Annotated in this window: 15 protein-coding genes and 1 tRNA gene; 10 read left to right on the top strand and 6 right to left on the bottom strand. The window is 68.2% G+C overall.

Annotated features, from left to right (window positions below; translation table 11 throughout):
• Positions 1-36 precede the first annotated feature (36 nt).
• The 3 genes from KCI33_RS04585 (at position 37) to KCI33_RS04575 (ending at position 3,268) form a co-directional block, all read left to right on the top strand.
• A complete protein-coding gene (locus KCI33_RS04585; protein WP_212523575.1) occupies positions 37-909 on the top strand; it encodes a metallophosphoesterase in 873 nt (290 codons plus the stop codon).
• A gap of 3 nt (positions 910-912) precedes the next feature.
• A complete protein-coding gene (locus tag KCI33_RS04580; RefSeq protein WP_212523574.1) occupies positions 913-2,763 on the top strand; it encodes an ABC transporter ATP-binding protein in 1,851 nt (616 codons plus the stop codon).
• Between the two features lie 430 nt (positions 2,764-3,193).
• Positions 3,194-3,268: transfer RNA gene (locus tag KCI33_RS04575), tRNA-Gly, on the top strand.
• Positions 3,269-3,317: 49 nt separating this feature from the next.
• On the opposite strand, the gene KCI33_RS04570 is transcribed toward KCI33_RS04575, so the two are convergent.
• Complete coding sequence (locus KCI33_RS04570) at positions 3,318-5,561, bottom strand: molybdopterin cofactor-binding domain-containing protein (protein ID WP_212523573.1); 2,244 nt, start codon at positions 5,559-5,561, stop codon at positions 3,318-3,320.
• A 3-nt stretch (positions 5,562-5,564) separates the two neighbouring features.
• Complete coding sequence (locus KCI33_RS04565; protein ID WP_212523572.1) at positions 5,565-6,023, bottom strand: (2Fe-2S)-binding protein; 459 nt, start codon at positions 6,021-6,023, stop codon at positions 5,565-5,567.
• A gap of 223 nt (positions 6,024-6,246) precedes the next feature.
• Here KCI33_RS04565 and pcaF point away from each other — a divergent pair, with 223 nt between their 5' ends.
• The 7 genes from pcaF to KCI33_RS04530 are packed head-to-tail and all read left to right on the top strand — an operon-like array spanning position 6,247 to position 11,849.
• Entirely contained in the window at positions 6,247-7,449 is a 1,203-nt protein-coding gene (pcaF, locus tag KCI33_RS04560; RefSeq protein ID WP_212523571.1) for a 3-oxoadipyl-CoA thiolase, read from the top strand.
• Positions 7,450-7,464: 15 nt separating this feature from the next.
• The gene (paaA, locus tag KCI33_RS04555; protein ID WP_212523570.1) at positions 7,465-8,454 is read left to right on the top strand and encodes a 1,2-phenylacetyl-CoA epoxidase subunit PaaA; all 990 of its coding nucleotides are present in this window, start codon (positions 7,465-7,467) and stop codon (positions 8,452-8,454) included.
• 21 nt (positions 8,455-8,475) lie between these two features.
• Positions 8,476-8,760: a 1,2-phenylacetyl-CoA epoxidase subunit PaaB gene (gene paaB, locus KCI33_RS04550; protein WP_212523569.1), complete on the top strand. Its 285-nt coding sequence runs from the start codon at positions 8,476-8,478 to the stop codon at positions 8,758-8,760.
• On the top strand, positions 8,760-9,521 hold the full coding sequence (gene paaC / locus KCI33_RS04545) for a 1,2-phenylacetyl-CoA epoxidase subunit PaaC (RefSeq protein WP_212523568.1): 762 nt from the start codon (positions 8,760-8,762) through the stop codon (positions 9,519-9,521). Before paaB ends, paaC begins: the two co-directional genes overlap by 1 nt.
• Positions 9,522-9,526: 5 nt before the next feature.
• Complete coding sequence (gene paaD, locus KCI33_RS04540) at positions 9,527-9,988, top strand: 1,2-phenylacetyl-CoA epoxidase subunit PaaD (protein ID WP_212523567.1); 462 nt, start codon at positions 9,527-9,529, stop codon at positions 9,986-9,988.
• Between the two features lie 12 nt (positions 9,989-10,000).
• A complete protein-coding gene (gene paaE / locus KCI33_RS04535; protein WP_212523566.1) occupies positions 10,001-11,074 on the top strand; it encodes a 1,2-phenylacetyl-CoA epoxidase subunit PaaE in 1,074 nt (357 codons plus the stop codon).
• Between the two features lie 13 nt (positions 11,075-11,087).
• A complete protein-coding gene (locus tag KCI33_RS04530; RefSeq protein ID WP_212523565.1) occupies positions 11,088-11,849 on the top strand; it encodes a Phenylacetic acid catabolic protein in 762 nt (253 codons plus the stop codon).
• Positions 11,850-11,990: 141 nt separating this feature from the next.
• On the opposite strand, the gene KCI33_RS04525 is transcribed toward KCI33_RS04530, so the two are convergent.
• From KCI33_RS04525 to paaG, 4 genes are read right to left on the bottom strand one after another with little or no spacing between them, the layout of a single operon-like run.
• Entirely contained in the window at positions 11,991-12,587 is a 597-nt protein-coding gene (locus KCI33_RS04525) for a TetR/AcrR family transcriptional regulator (protein ID WP_212523564.1), read from the bottom strand.
• Between the two features lie 4 nt (positions 12,588-12,591).
• Entirely contained in the window at positions 12,592-13,902 is a 1,311-nt protein-coding gene (gene paaK / locus KCI33_RS04520) for a phenylacetate--CoA ligase PaaK (RefSeq protein ID WP_212523563.1), read from the bottom strand.
• 18 nt (positions 13,903-13,920) lie between these two features.
• Entirely contained in the window at positions 13,921-14,346 is a 426-nt protein-coding gene (gene paaI / locus KCI33_RS04515) for a hydroxyphenylacetyl-CoA thioesterase PaaI (protein ID WP_212523562.1), read from the bottom strand.
• Positions 14,343-15,134: a 2-(1,2-epoxy-1,2-dihydrophenyl)acetyl-CoA isomerase PaaG gene (gene paaG / locus KCI33_RS04510; RefSeq protein ID WP_212523561.1), complete on the bottom strand. Its 792-nt coding sequence runs from the start codon at positions 15,132-15,134 to the stop codon at positions 14,343-14,345. The genes paaI and paaG overlap by 4 nt, the downstream gene beginning before the upstream one ends.
• Positions 15,135-15,195: the final 61 nt, after the last annotated feature.

Below are 15,195 nucleotides of genomic sequence, written 5' to 3'. Positions count from 1 at the left end.
GTCCCCCCCTCCCCTCCATTCAGGAAAGCCCCCGCCATGACCGTTCGCCTAGCCATCGTCGCCGATATCCACCACGGCATCCCCTCCGCCACCAAGCGCGGGGACGCCGCCATGGGACTGATGGAGGACTTCACCCGCTATGTCCGCGACGCCGATGTCAGCCATGTGCTGGACCTGGGCGACCGGATCTCGGACGTAGACCACGACACCGACCTGCGGCTGGAGGCCGAGGTCGCCGAGGCCTTCCGCGCGGTCGAAAAACCGATCTGGCACCTGAACGGCAACCACGACCGCGATTTCCTCAGCGTCGAGGAGAACGAACAGATCCTCGGCCAGTCTCTGGGCCACGAGACCCATGACCTCGGCGGCTGGCGCATCGTGCTGTGGCGCGCCGACACCCGCATCCGGCGCACGGCCGAACGCTCGGGTTTCGTGCTGCGCGAGGCCGACCTGCTGTGGCTGTCGCGCACCGTGCAGGCCGCCGACCGGCCGCTTCTGGTGGTCAGCCATGTGCCGGTCTCGGGCCATTCGCAGGTCGGCAACTACTATTTCCAGAACAACCCGTCCAACGCGACCTACCCGATGGCCGAACGCGCCCGCGCCGCACTGGCGCAGGCCAGGGTGCCTGTGGTCTGCCTGGCCGGCCACGTCCACTGGAACACCGTCACCACCGTTGACGGCATCCCCCACCTGACCCAGCAGTCTCTGACCGAAAGCTTCACCACCGAAGGCGCCCCCGCCGGCGCCATGGGCGTGATCGAACTGGGAGAGACCGTGCGCTGGGAGGTCGCGGGCCGCGATCCCTACCGCGCCGAGATCACCCCCACCGCCCGGCGCTGGACCCCGGTCCTGCCCGATTTCCGCGCCCATCCCGAGCTGCGCGCCCGCCACATCAAAGCCGAGAGCTGAGCCATGCCCCGCACCCCCCTTCTGAGCGTCGAGAACCTGCACCTGAGCTTCGGATCACACCAGGCCGTCAGGGGCCTTTCCTTCGACATCGCGAAGGGGGAGACGGTGGCGCTGGTCGGCGAATCCGGGTCCGGCAAATCGGCCACCGCGCTGGCGCTCCTGCGCCTCATCGAGCGCGAGGGCGGGCGCATCGCCGGCGGCACCATCACGCTGCATGGCGCCCCCGCGCTGGAGCTGTCGGCGCTGAGCGACCGGCAGATGCAGCAGGTGCGCGGCAACCGCGTCTCGATGGTGTTTCAGGAGCCGATGACGGCGCTCAACCCGGTGATGCCGCTGGGCGAGCAGGTGGCCGAGGTGCTGCGCCTGCATCAGCGCCTGGACGCCGCCGCCGCCCGCGCCGCCGCCCGCGAGGCATTCGAGCGGGTGAAGATCCCCGAGGCCGAGCGCCGTCTCGACCAGTTCCCGCATGAGCTCTCGGGCGGGTTGCGCCAGCGGGTGATGATCGCCATGGCGCTGGCCTGCCGGCCCGATCTGCTGATCGCGGACGAGCCGACGACCGCGCTGGACGTGACCACCCAGGCCGAAATCCTGGCGCTGATCCGGCAGCTGCAGGACGAGATCGGCATGGCCGTTCTGTTCATCACCCACGACATGGGCGTGGTGGCCAAGATCGCCGACCGGGTCGTGGTGCTGAAACAGGGGGAAAAAGCCGAAGAGGGGCCGGTCGAAGACCTGTTCGCCCGCCCCCGCGCGGCCTACACCCGGCAGCTGATGGCCGCGACGCCGAAACTGGGCAGCGGCGCGCCGAAACCGCTGCGCCGTCCCGCCGCGCCGGTGCTGACGGTCGAGAACCTGGCCGTACGCTTTCCGATCCGGCGCGGCCTGCTGCCGGGCGGGCATCTCGATTACCACGCGGTCAACGGTGTTTCGCTGTCGATCGCCCCGGGCGAGACGCTGGGACTTGTGGGCGAATCCGGCTGTGGCAAATCCACCCTGGCCCGCGCCGTGCTTCGCCTCGTCGAACCCAGCGAAGGCCGCCTGCGCCTGAAGGGGCAGGACATCACCCACCTAGACGCCTCCGAAATGCGGCCGTTGCGCCAGCGCGCCCAGATGGTTTTCCAGGACCCCTTCGCCAGCCTCAACCCGCGCCTTCCGGTGCGCGATCTGATCACCGAGCCGGCCCATATCCATCACCGCCTGTCCCGCCGCGACCGGCGCGCGCTGGCCGGGGAGTTGCTGGAAAAGGTCGGGCTGGAGTCCGAGGCCGCCGACCGCTTCGCGCACCAGTTCTCGGGCGGGCAGCGCCAGCGGCTGTGCATCGCCCGCGCCCTGTCGGTGCGGCCCGCCCTGATCGTCGCCGACGAGGCGGTGTCGGCGCTGGACGTCTCGGTCGCGCGCCAGGTCACCGACCTGATGGCGCGGCTGCAGGACGAGGAAGGGGTGTCGTTCCTGTTCATCTCTCACGACATCGCGGTGGTCGAGCGGGTCAGCCACCGGGTCGCCGTCATGTGGGCCGGCCAGATCGTCGAGACCGGCCCCACCGAGGCAGTCCTGCACAACCCGCAGCATCCCTACACGCAGCGCCTGCTGTCGGCCGTCCCGGTGCCGGATCCGTCCCGACGCGACGATCGGCGCCCGAGCCTTGCCGCCCCGCAACCACCCAGGCTGCTTCTGCGCGCCAGGCAGGCGCCGGCCCGCGCGGAGATGGTCGAGGTGGCGGAAGGCCATTTCGTGGCCGTCCAGGACCGTGCCCGCGCCCTGCTGTTCGGGACGCCGCCGCAAGGGCCGCGCGAGGATACGCATGGGCGCGCCGCCACCCTGACGCCGCGTCGAACCCAGCTCGACCGTGTCTGACCCGACGCGGGGAGGCGGATCCGAAGAACACGGCGCGGGGCGCATTTCCGGGCAGGCCCCTGCGCATTCCCTGATCGCGCCCCCCGGGCATCTCCCGGCCACGCGCCGGGTCCGCGGCAGCCCTTGCAGGCGCGCGGCGCCGCGTCACCAGGCGGGAGGCCGGGATATGTCCTCTTCCGGTCGCAGTCGAAACAGGTCGCCGGGACGATCCCGGCCTTGCGGCCGATATCGGCGACACCTCGGGCGTTCCGGCAACGGTGCTCCAGGGCTCTTCCCGGGCCTCTGGACGTCCGGCGACCGGGGACTGGAAAATCCATGTCAGCGCCGGGAAGGGCGCGGAAACACGGAAAAATCTGGGACATGGGATCCGCCAGAATTTTCTGCTTGCACAGCTCTAGCGGACGTCGTAAATCCCGCCCCACGTCAGTGAGCGGGCGTAGCTCAGGGGTAGAGCATTACCTTGCCAAGGTAAGGGTCGTGAGTTCGAATCTCATCGCCCGCTCCAATTTCTCTCCAGTCAGACAGGACGGAACCGGGCGACAGATATGTGTCGCTCAGGCGAAGGTCACATGCCGGTTCAGCGGCAATTCGCGGATGCGCTGCCCGGTGAGCGCGAAGATCGCGTTGGCCAGCGCCGGCGCCGCGGGCGGCACGCCCGGCTCGCCGATGCCGCGGATGCGGTCGCCGTTTTCCAGCCCGCGCACCTCGATCTGCGGCGCCTGCGACAGGCGCATCCCCGGATAGCTGTCGAAATTCGCCTGCTCGGGGGCGTGATCCGCATAGCTCAGCTCGCAATTCATCGCGTGGCCGAGGCCGAAGAGGATCCCGCCCGCGACCTGCGCCTCGAAATTGTCGGGGTCGAGGACGCGGCCGATCTCGCAGGCGGCGTAGACCTTGTCGATCCTGATGCCGGCCTCGGTCCGGCTGATCTCCACCACCTCCGCCATCGGCACGCCGAAGGACAGGCAGAAGGCCACACCGCGCGCGCGGGTCTCACTGATCCGCGGTCCGCTCCAGCCCGACATCTCGGCCGCCGCCTCCAGCACCTTGCGCGACAGCGGGTCGGCGCACAGCCGCAGACGCTCCTCCAGCGGGTCGGCGCCGGCGGCATGGATCAGCTCATCGAGGAAACAGTCGTGGAAGAAGCCGTTGGCAGAGGCCCCAACCGAGCGCCATGAGCTGACCGGCACCATTTCCGGCGCGCGGTAGCCTGTGACGCGGTAATGCGGGATGGCGAAGGGCTGATCCCAGGCGCCGGCCACGATCGTCGTGTCGGGACCCGGCGGGGCCACCATCACCCGCCCCAGCCACGAGGCGCTCACCGACTGGCCGACGACCGAGAGGTCCAGCGCCTCGACCCTGCCCTCGCGCACCGTGCCACGACCGCGGGCGATCTGCGCGGGACGGGGGAAATCGTGGGTCATGTCCTCTTCGCGGGTCCAGGTCATCTTCACCGGCCGGCCCTTCACCGCCATCGCCAGTTCCACCGCCTGCAGGACATAGTCATCCTCCAGCCGCCGGCCGAAGCTGCCGCCCATGGGCAGGGCATGGACATGCACGGCTGCCTCATCAAGGCCGGTCAGCCGGGCCGCGTGCGTCTGCACGAAGCGCGGGATCTGCGTGCCGGTCCAGATATCGGCGCGGCTGTCGGTGACGCGGACGGTGGCGTTCATCGGCTCCAGCGGTGCATGGGCGAGATAGGGCACGCGGTACTCGGCCGCGATCGCCTCGCCCTCGAACAGCGCGTTTTCCACGTCGCCCTCGTCCCGGAACCGGCTGTCGCGGTTTCCGGCAGTCATGGCGGCCCGGAGCGCCGGCCAGATCTGGTCAGAACTGGCCGGATAGCCCGGCGCGCCCCAGTCGATCGCGATGGCGTTGACGGCCCTGAAGGCGCGCCAGGTGTTGTCGGCGATCACGCCCACGCCGCCGGTGACCGGCACGACCTTCAGCACCCCGCGCATCGCCTCGGCCGCGCTGGCGTCGTAACCGTTGACCGCGCCGCCCAACCCGGGATTGGTCCGGACCGAGGCGTAGAGCATGCCGTCGAGCGCGAGGTCGATGCCATAGGTCTCGGTCCCGGTGGACTTCGCCACGATATCGGTGCGCTGCACCCGTTTCCCGAGATAGCGCCAGGCGCTTGCGGGGCGCGGGATCGCATCCGTGACGGGCTCCAGCGTGGCCGCGCGGGCCGCGAGCGCGCCGTAGGGCAGTCTCTGACCGTCGGGCAGGATCACCGCGCCGTCATCTGTGCCGAGCCGGTCGCGCGCGATGCCGGTCTGCTGCGCCGCGGCTTCCTTCAGCGTCTCGCGGGCCACGGCGCCGGCGTGGCGCAGCCGGTCGAACATATCCGGCACGGTGGAGGAGCCGCCGGTGATCTGCATCCCCATCAGCCGCGCCGGAACATCGGCGGCGGCCCGGGCCGTTTCGGCCAGCCAGCCGGTGTCGGTGGCCGCGAAGGGCAGCCCCTCGGCCAGCACGGCGCCGTTGTAATAGGCAGGGCTTGGGTCGCCGGGGTCGAGGCGCACGGTCAGTGGGTCCAGGTCCAGCCCCTCGGCCAGCAGGTAGGCCTGAATGGAGCTGGCCCCCTGCCCCATGTCGGCGCGCGGGGTGATCAGGGTCACGCCCTGCGCGTCGATCCTGACGAAGGGCGTCAGCGCCGCCTCGCCCTCGGCCAGACCCTCCAGCAGCGGGTTGGGCAGCGGCTGCCGGTAGCGGTAGTAGCCGAAGGCCACGCCGCCGGCGACAGCGGCGGAACCGATCAGGAAGCTGCGGCGGGCCGGGCGTCCGATGCGGCTCATGGTTCAGCCCTCCCGCAACATGGCGGCGGCGGTTTTCACCGCGGCGCGGATGCGCGGATAGGTGCCGCAGCGGCAGAGATTGCCGGACAGCGCCTCGTCGATCTCGGCGTCGGTCGGATCGGGATTTTCGGCCAGCAGGGCCGCGGCCTGCATGATCTGGCCGGACTGGCAATAGCCGCATTGCGCCACCTGATGCGCGATCCATGCCGCCTGCACCGTGTGCAGCGACCGCGGCGTGCCCAGCCCCTCGATCGTGGTGATCTCGCCCCAGACATCGCCGGCCGCCACCTGGCAGGCGCGCACGGCCTGACCATCGACATGCACGGTGCAGGCCCCGCATTGGGCAATGCCGCAGCCATATTTCGGCCCGGTGATCCCCAGCTCGTCGCGCAGCACCCACAGCAGCGGCATGTCTGCCTCGACATCCAGTTCATGCGCCACGCCGTTCACCGTCAGTTGCATCCGCCGCCTCCCTGCCTGCGGGTCGTTCGCAGGCACTATAGCATCCGCGGGCGGGATGTGGCGGGGGCGAGAACAATGACGCCGCGGCACGCGCCGGATGCATTGTTACAGATTTTTCCAATCTGCGATCATTTTGTAACTTAAAGATTGCCGAATCGCCCCTGGGGCACTTATACCGACCACACGGTCGATTATTATTGAGAGTTCAGGGAGGGTCCGCCGCATGGACGCATTCATCTGCGACGCAATCCGTACACCCATCGGGCGCTATGGCGGGGCGCTGTCTTCGGTCCGCACAGACGACCTGGCCGCCGCCCCGATCGCCGCGCTGAAGGCACGCAACGCCGGGGTGGACTGGGCCAGCGTCGATGACGTGATCCTGGGCGACGCCAACCAGGCGGGCGAAAGCAACCGCAACGTGGCCCGCATGGCCGCCCTGCTGGCCGGCCTCCCGGTCGAGGTGCCAGGCACCACCATCAACCGGCTCTGCGCCTCCGGCATGGACGCGGTGGGCATGGCCGCGCGCGGCATCCGGGCGGGCGACTACGACCTCGCCATCGCCGGCGGCGTGGAGAGCATGAGCCGCGCGCCCTTCGTCATGCCCAAGGCGACGAGCGCCTTCACCCGCGCGAACGCGGTCTACGACACCACAATCGGCTGGCGCTTCGTCAACCCTAAGATGGACGCGATGTATGGCACGGATTCGATGCCGCAAACCGCCGACAACGTGGCCGAGGACTATAACATCTCGCGCGCGGATCAGGACGCCTTCGCGCTGCGCAGCCAGGACCGCTGGGCTGCCGCGCAGGCCGCCGGGATCTTCCGCGAAGAGATCGTCCCCGTCGCCGTGCCCCAGCGCAAGGGCGACCCCGTCATCGTCGACACCGACGAGCACCCCCGCCCCGGAACCACGCTGGAGCAGCTGGCCAGGCTCAAGGGCGTGAACGGGCCGGATCTGTCCGTGACCGCGGGCAATGCCTCGGGCGTGAACGACGGCGCGGCGGCGCTGCTGCTGGCGAGTGAGGCAGCGGCGGCAAGGAACGGGCTGACCCCGATGGCGCGCGTCGTGGCGATGGCCGCGGCCGGCGTTCCACCGCGCGTCATGGGCATCGGCCCGGTCCCCGCCACCCGCAAGGTGCTGGCGCGCGCGGGGCTCACGCTGGACCAGATGGATGTGATAGAATTGAACGAGGCCTTCGCGTCCCAGGGCCTGGCCACCCTGCGCGAGCTGGGGCTGCCCGACGACGCGGCGCATGTGAACCCCAATGGCGGCGCCATCGCCATGGGCCACCCGCTGGGCATGTCGGGCGCGCGGCTGGTGCTGACCGCGGCCTACCAGCTGAAGCGCAGCGGCGGGCGCTATGCGCTGTGCACCATGTGCGTGGGCGTGGGCCAGGGCGCGGCGATTATCCTCGAACGGATCTGACGGGAGGACCCTGAGATGTATGCACAGATGATCAAGACCGCCTCCACCGGCGTGAAATCCCGCGAGGAGATGACCGAGGAGGAGCGCAGGTTCCAGGACCGCATCGACGCGGGCGAAAAGATCGAGCCCAAGGACTGGATGCCCGACGACTACCGCGCCACGCTGATCCGCCAGATCGGCCAGCACGCGCATTCCGAGATCGTCGGCCAGCTGCCCGAGGGCAACTGGATCACCCGGGCGCCGACGCTGGAGCGCAAGGCGATCCTGCTGGCCAAGGTGCAGGACGAGGCGGGCCACGGCCTCTACCTCTATTGCGCGGCCGAGACGCTGGGCGTCTCGCGCGACGAGCTGACCGAGGATCTGCTGTCGGGCAAGATGAAGTATTCGTCGATCTTCAACTACCCGACCCTTACCTGGGCGGATATCGGCGCGGTGGGCTGGCTGGTCGACGGCGCCGCGATCATGAACCAGGTGCCGCTGCAGCGCACCTCCTTCGGGCCCTATTCCCGCGCCATGATCCGCATCTGCAAGGAAGAGAGCTTCCACCAGAGGCAGGGCTACGACATCATGATGAAGATGGCACAGGGCACGCCGGAGCAGAAGCGCATGGCGCAGGATGCGCTGAACCGCTTCTGGTATCCCTCGCTGATGATGTTCGGCCCCTCGGACAAGGACTCCATCCATTCCGCCCAGTCGATGGCATGGAAGATCAAGATCAACACCAATGACGAGCTGCGGCAGAAATTCGTCGACCAGACGGTGCCGCAGGCCGAATACCTCGGGCTGAGCGTCCCGGACGAGAACCTCAAGTGGAACGAGGAGACCGGGCATTACGACTTCACCCAGCCCGACTGGACGGAGTTCTTCGACGTGATCAAGGGCAACGGCCCCTGCAACACGGACCGCATGGCCGCCCGCAACAAGGCCTGGGACGAAGGCAAATGGGTGCGCGACGGCCTGCTGGCGCACGCGCGCAAGCGCGCCGCCCGGGTCGCGGCCGAGTAAGTTTCTCAAGGAGGACGAGACATGAAGAACGAATGGCCCCTGTGGGAAGTCTTCATCCGCGGACAGCACGGGCTTAGCCACCGTCATGTGGGCAGCCTGCACGCCCCCGACGCCGAGATGGCGATCAAGAACGCGCGCGACGTCTACACCCGCCGCAACGAGGGGGTGAGCATCTGGGTGGTGAAGGCCGCCGATATCGCCGCCTCTTCGCCCAGCGACAAGGGCCCGCTCTACGAGCCGTCGCAGTCGAAGGTCTACCGCCACCCGACCTTCTTCGACATTCCCGAAGACGTGGGGGCGATGTGATGACCCGCGACGAGGCTCTTTTCGAATACCTGCTGCGGCTGGGCGACAACACGCTGATCCTCGGCCACCGCGTCTCGGAATGGTGCGGGCACGCGCCGGTTCTGGAAGAGGACATCGCGCTGGCCAACACCGCGCTCGACCTGATCGGGCAGACGCAGCTGTGGCTGGGGCTTGCCGGTGAGGTCGAGGGCAAGGGACGCGACGCCGACAAGCTCGCCTTCCTGCGCGACGCCTGGGATTTCCGCAACGTGCTGCTGGTCGAGATGCCCAACGGCGACTTCGGCCGGACCCTGATGCGGCAATTCCTGTTCGACGCCTTCCACTCGATCCTGCTGGGCAAGCTTATGAAATCGAGCGACCCCCGCGTCGCCGAGATCGCCGAGAAGGCCAGCAAGGAGGTGAGCTATCACCTCGAACGCTCGGCCGGCACGGTGGTGGGGCTGGGCGACGGCACCGAGGAAAGCCACGCCCGCATGCAGGCGGCGCTGGAGTATCTCTGGCCCTATGTGGGCGAAATGTTCACCGGCGACGCCGTGGATGCCGAGATGGCGGCCGCGGGCGTGGCGTCCGACCCGGCGTCCTTGCGCGCGGATTACGACGCGCTGGTGGGCCGCGTTCTGGGCGATGCCACGCTGGCGATCCCCGACAGCCCCTTCGCCCACAAGGGCGGCAAGACCGGCACCATGCATACCGAGCACCTGGGCCATCTGCTGACCCAGATGCAGTGGCTGCAACGCGCCTATCCCGGCGCAAGCTGGTAAGAGCGATGCAACATCCGAGCACCGAACAGGTCTGGGACTGGCTGTCGGCCGTCCCGGACCCCGAGATCCCCGTGATCTCGCTGACCGACCTGGGCATCATCCGCGATGTCGAATGGCAGGGCGACACGCTGGTCGTGACCGTCACGCCGACCTATTCGGGCTGCCCGGCGACCTCGATCATCAATCTCGATATCGAGACCGCGCTGCGCGAAAAAGGCATCGAGAAGCTGGCGCTGAAACGCCAGCTCTCGCCTGCCTGGACCACCGACTGGCTGAGCGATGAGGGCAAGCGGAAGCTGGAGGCATACGGCATCGCGCCGCCCCGGCCCGCCGGCGGCCCCGATCATTGCCCGCGCTGCGGGAGCGGACATGTCGAGAAGGTCAGCCAGTTCGGCTCGACCCCCTGCAAGGCCGCATGGCGCTGCAAGGACTGTCTCGAACCCTTCGACTATTTCAAGTGCATCTGAGGAGAGGAACCGATGGCGCGCTTTCACGAACTGACCGTCACCGACGTTCACAAGACCATCCGCGACGCGGTGGTGGTGACCCTGAAGCCCGCCAATGGCGCGGCGCAGGATTTCGATTTCATCCAGGGCCAGTACCTGACCTTCCGCCGCGATTTCGACGGCGAGGAGCTGCGCCGCAGCTACTCGATCTGCGCAGGCAAGGACGAGGGCATCCTGCAGGTGGGCATCAAGCGCGTCGAGGGCGGCGCCTTTTCGACCTGGGCCAACGAGGAGCTGAAGGTCGGCGACACGCTGGAGGCGATGCCGCCGATGGGTAGCTTCCACACCGAGCTGAACCCGCAGGCCGAGAAGCAGTATCTGGGCTTCGCCGGCGGCTCGGGCATCACGCCGGTTCTGTCGATCCTGAAGACCACGCTGGCACGCGAGCCGAAGTCGAACTTCACCCTCGTCTACGCCAACAAGGGCGTGAACACGATCATGTTCCGCGAGGAACTGGAGGATCTGAAGAACCTCTATATGGGCCGGCTGAACGTGATCCATGTGCTGGAAACCGACGCACAGGAGATCGACCTCTTCACCGGGCTGGTGACCGAGGCGAAATGCGCCGAGCTGTTCCGGCACTGGATCGACATCGGGAACGTGGACACCGCCTTCATCTGCGGACCCGAGCCGATGATGCTGGGCATCGCCAAGGCGCTGCGCGATCACGGGCTGGACGACGCGCTGATCAAGTTTGAACTGTTCGCCAGCGCCCAGCCGGGGCGGCTGAAGCGCAAGGCGGCGTCGCGGGACGCGGCATCCTCGGCCAACCAGGCCACGGCCTCGATCACGCTGGATGGCGCCACGCAGAGCGTGACCATGCCCAAGGACATGAGCATCCTCGACGCGGCGCTCCAGAACGCGATGGACGCGCCCTATGCCTGCAAGGCCGGGGTCTGTTCGACCTGCCGCTGCCGGGTGCTGGAGGGCGAGGTGGAGATGGTCGCCAACCACGCGCTGGAGGATTACGAGGTGGAGAAGGGCTATGTCCTGTCCTGCCAGTCCTTCCCGGTGACCGACAGGGTCGTCGTCGATTACGACCAGTGAGGGAGGAACGGCCATGGCCGAGGACATGAGCATCGAGCGCTACCTGGAGGCAGGCGGCATCCTGTCGAACCCTGCCAACGTGCCGCCGCGGTACCGCGCGGAACTGATGAAGCTGATGGCGACCTTCGTGGACAGCGAGCTGGCGGGCGCGGCGGGGTTTGCCGACATCATCAACGCAGCACCGGGGCTGAAGGAGCGCATCGCCGCCGCTCGGATCGTGCTGGAAAAGACCGACCATGCCGAGCGGGTGCTGAAGGTGATGGGCGAGTTCGGCGCCGACACCGCACGCTACGCCAGCCACCACCCCTGGACCGCCCGCCTGCCCCGCGACGCCGATATCGGCACGACGCGGTCGGAGCACGACATGCGGCTGGCGGTGTTCAACTACCCGCTGGAGGGCTGGTCCGACGCGGTGGTGATGAACCTGCTGATGGGCCGCGCGGTGGGGGTGCAGCTGGCCGAACTGGCGATGGTCAGCTACCAGCCGCTGGCCGAGGCCTTCCGCGCCATCGCCCCGCGCGAGGCGCGCCATGCGGAACTGGCCGAGGAGGGGCTGGCGCAGCTGGTCGCGGAGCCGGCGGGGCGCGACGCCCTGCGGGCCTCGGTCGATTACTGGTGGCCGCGGGTGGCGGCGAGCTTCGGCGCGGCGGACGCGGCGAAATTCGCGGCGCTGAAGGCGATGGGTCTGCGCCGGACGACCGGCGAGGAGCTGCGCACCCGCTGGGCGGCCGAGGCGCGTGCGGTGCTGAAGCCGCTGGGGCTGACGGCGGGCTGAGGCCCGTTGCATGAACTGGAAAGGCCCCCGCCGACGCGTCGGCGGGGGCCTTTTGTTGAATTGCGCGCCTGCGGCGCAAGCCTTGGGTCCAATTGGGGCTCTGCCCCAAACCCCGGGACATTTGCGGCCAGAAGAAGGGGGTCAGAGGCCCCGGACGCCGTTCAGCGTGAGGTCGGTGACGAGGTTGGCATACTCCTCGCGCGCCTTGGCGCCGGCCTTGCTGTTCCACATGTAGAACCAGTTCAGCATGCCGAAGACCGACATCGTGGCGGCATAGAGCTTGCCCTTGTCGCTGTCGAACACCTCGGGCGCGACGGCGCGGATCAGGCCGGACATATGGCCCACCATGTCGCGCTGATAGCCGCGCAGGATTTCCTGCTGGGCCTCGGGCAGCGCGGGGATGCCCGTGCTCTGCACCCGGTGCTCGTTGTCCGCGCCCTGATAGGCCTTGAGCGTGGCCGAGATGGTCGCGCGCAGCTTGTCCTCGGGCGCCAGCCCCTCGAGCGGGATGCCGCAGATCTGGTCGCGCAGTTCGGACAGGTAGGTGTCGAGGATGTCGAACAGCAGCGCGTCCTTGCTGTCGTAATAGTGGTAGATATTGGCCTTGGAGATCCCGCATTCGCGGGCGAGCATGCTCATCGAGGCGCGATCGAAGCCCTGGTCGGCGAACACCTTGGCCGCCGATTTCAGGATCTGATCGCGCTTCTGATCGTGGTCTTTTGCGATGGTGCGGACCACTTGCTCACTCCTTGGGCCGGTTGTCGACGACGCGCTTGGCCTTGCCTTGCGAGCGTTCTACCTCGCCGGGATCCTTGATGTCGATCTCGGTCGAAACGCCGACGATGTCCTTGATGCGCTTGGTCAGCATCCGGGCGGCGGCGGTTTTCGAGGCCTCGTCGGTAGCGTCGGGGGTGCATTCCACGTGCACGCGCATGGCGTCCATGCGGCCGGCGCGGAAAAGCTCGATCTGGAAATGGTTGGCGAGCCCGCCGGTGGCCAGCACCTGCTCCTCGATCTGGGTGGGGAAGACGTTGACGCCGCGCAGGATGATCATGTCGTCGGAGCGGCCGGTGATCTTTTCCATCCGGCGCATGGAGCGCGCGGTGCCCGGCAGCAGCCGCGTCAGGTCGCGGGTGCGGTAGCGGATCATCGGCAGGCCTTCCTTGGTGAGCGTGGTGAAGACCAGCTCGCCGATCTCGCCGTCCTCGACCGGCTCGCCGGTCTCGGGGTTGATGATCTCGGGGTAGAAGTGGTCTTCCCAGATGTGCAGGCCGTCCTTGGTCTCGACGCATTCGTTGGCGACGCCGGGGCCCATGATCTCGCTGAGGCCGTAGATGTCGACCGCGTGCATGTCGAAGGCCTGTTCCACCTCGTGGCGCATGGCGTTGGTCCAGGGCTCGGCCCCGAACACGCCCACCTGCAAGGAACATTCGCGCGGGTCGAGGCCCTGGTGGTGGAATTCCTCGAGGATGTTCAGCATGTAGGAGGGCGTCACCATGATGGTGTGCGGCTGGAAATCCTGGATCAGGGTCACCTGCCGGGGGGTCTGGCCGCCCGAGACGGGCACCGCCGTGGCGCCCAGCCGTTCGATCCCGTAATGCGCGCCGAGCCCCCCGGTGAACAGGCCGTAGCCATAGGCGTTGTGCACGATGTCGCCGGGCCGCGTGCCCGAGGCGCGCAGGCTGCGCGCGATCAGGTCGGCCCAGGTGTCGATGTCCCTTTTCGTGTAGCCCACGACGGTCGGCTTGCCGGTGGTGCCGGAGGAGGCATGCAGGCGCACGATCTGTTCGCGCGGCACGGCGAAGAGGCCGAAGGGATAGTTGTCGCGCAGGTCGGTTTTCACCGTGAAGGGGAATTTCGACAGATCCTTGAGCGACTTCAGGTCGTCCGGGTGCACACCCTTCTGGTCGAAGCGCTGGCGATACATGGGGACGTTTTCATAGGCGTGGCGCAGCGACCATTTCAGCCGTTCCAGCTGAAGCGCCTCGATCTCGTCGCGCGAGGCGATCTCGATCGGATCAAGCTCGGATTTCCTGGGGGTCAGGTCTTTCATGATGTCCTCCTCGCCCGGTTATTCTTCGAACAATTGACCCCGGATCGCGCGGGAATTTCCCCGGAATTCCGCGATCACGGCGCCGTCCTGGTTGGTGACGGTCACGTCGTAGATGCCGCTGCGCCCGGTCAGGCTGACCTCGCGGGCGCGGGCGGTCAGGGTGTCGCCCACCCGGCCCGGCGCCACGAAGGTGATGCTGTTGTGCTGCGCGACGGTGGCCTGGTTGCGGCTATTGCAGGCAAAGGCAAAAGCCGTGTCGGCCAGCATGAAGGTCACCCCGCCGTGGCAGATGCCGTGGCCGTTGGCATGGTGCTTTTCCACCTTCAGCGACAGGGTGGCAACGCCCTCGTCCACCTCGTCGAGCGAGAAGCCCGCCCATTGCGAGGCGTGATCCTCGGCCCACATCGCGGCGGCCGACCGTTCGGCGCGTTGCTTCGGTGTCATGCTTTCTTCCCCGTGTAGCTGGGCGCGCGTTTCTGCAGGAAGGCGCTGACGCCCTCGGCGTAATCCGGGGTCATGCCGCAGGTCTTCTGCGACTGCGCCTCAAGCTCAAGCTGCTGGTCGAGCGTGTTGCCGGCGGCGGCCTGGATGGCCTGCTTGGTCAGGCCCAGCCCCACCGTGGGGCCGCCGGCCAGCCGCGCGGTCAGGGCGCGGGCCTCCTCCATCAGGAACTCGTCGGGGACCGCCTTCCAGATCAGGCCCCATTCGGCGGCCTGCGGGGCGGGCAGCGGCTCGGCCGTCAGGGCCAGCGCCTTGGCGCGGGCCTCGCCCAGCAGATGCGGCAGCGCCCAGCTGCCGCCTGCGTCGGGCACCAGCCCGACCTTGGCGAAGGACTGGATGAACCTGGCGGTCTCGGCGGCCAGGACGATGTCGCAGGCCAGCGCCAGGTTGGCCCCCGCCCCCGCGGCCACGCCGTTCACGGCGCAGATCACCGGGAACTCCAGCGAGCGGATCAGCCGGATCAGCGGGTTGTAAAAATTCCTCAGTGTCAGGCTGAGGTCGGGCGGGCTGTCCATCCTGGCCGGGTCGCGGTCGCCAAGGTCCTGCCCCGCGCAGAAGCCGCGGCCGCTGCCTGTCAGCAGCAGCGCGCGGGCACCCGAATCGCGGGCCTCCTCCAGCGCGGCGCGCAGCGCGAGGTGCATCTCGTCGTTGAAACTGTTGAGCCGGTCCGGGCGATTGAGGGTGATCTCAACCCACTCGCCATTCCTGTGCGAAAGAATCGTGTCGCTCATCCCCGCCTCCCTTTCCGAAGATTTCTACAAGCATCTTGCATAAACCGAACGGTTGGTCAAT

The organism is Actibacterium sp. MT2.3-13A (genome assembly GCF_018139985.1).
Classification (GTDB): domain Bacteria; phylum Pseudomonadota; class Alphaproteobacteria; order Rhodobacterales; family Rhodobacteraceae; genus JAGSOU01.
The sequence above is the reverse complement of the archived record's forward strand: the minus strand, read 5'-3'. Positions and strand labels throughout refer to the sequence as shown.

Coding starts and splice junctions, on each gene's coding strand:
- KCI33_RS04585 (WP_212523575.1), top strand. CDS start 37: ATGACCGTTCGCCTAGCCATCGTCGCCGATATCCACCACGGCATCCCC.
- KCI33_RS04580 (WP_212523574.1), top strand. CDS start 913: ATGCCCCGCACCCCCCTTCTGAGCGTCGAGAACCTGCACCTGAGCTTC.
- KCI33_RS04570 (WP_212523573.1), bottom strand. CDS start 5,561: ATGAGCCGCATCGGACGCCCGGCCCGCCGCAGCTTCCTGATCGGTTCC.
- KCI33_RS04565 (WP_212523572.1), bottom strand. CDS start 6,023: ATGCAACTGACGGTGAACGGCGTGGCGCATGAACTGGATGTCGAGGCA.
- pcaF (WP_212523571.1), top strand. CDS start 6,247: ATGGACGCATTCATCTGCGACGCAATCCGTACACCCATCGGGCGCTAT.
- paaA (WP_212523570.1), top strand. CDS start 7,465: ATGTATGCACAGATGATCAAGACCGCCTCCACCGGCGTGAAATCCCGC.
- paaB (WP_212523569.1), top strand. CDS start 8,476: ATGAAGAACGAATGGCCCCTGTGGGAAGTCTTCATCCGCGGACAGCAC.
- paaC (WP_212523568.1), top strand. CDS start 8,760: ATGACCCGCGACGAGGCTCTTTTCGAATACCTGCTGCGGCTGGGCGAC.
- paaD (WP_212523567.1), top strand. CDS start 9,527: ATGCAACATCCGAGCACCGAACAGGTCTGGGACTGGCTGTCGGCCGTC.
- paaE (WP_212523566.1), top strand. CDS start 10,001: ATGGCGCGCTTTCACGAACTGACCGTCACCGACGTTCACAAGACCATC.
- KCI33_RS04530 (WP_212523565.1), top strand. CDS start 11,088: ATGGCCGAGGACATGAGCATCGAGCGCTACCTGGAGGCAGGCGGCATC.
- paaK (WP_212523563.1), bottom strand. CDS start 13,902: ATGAAAGACCTGACCCCCAGGAAATCCGAGCTTGATCCGATCGAGATC.
- paaI (WP_212523562.1), bottom strand. CDS start 14,346: ATGACACCGAAGCAACGCGCCGAACGGTCGGCCGCCGCGATGTGGGCC.
- paaG (WP_212523561.1), bottom strand. CDS start 15,134: ATGAGCGACACGATTCTTTCGCACAGGAATGGCGAGTGGGTTGAGATC.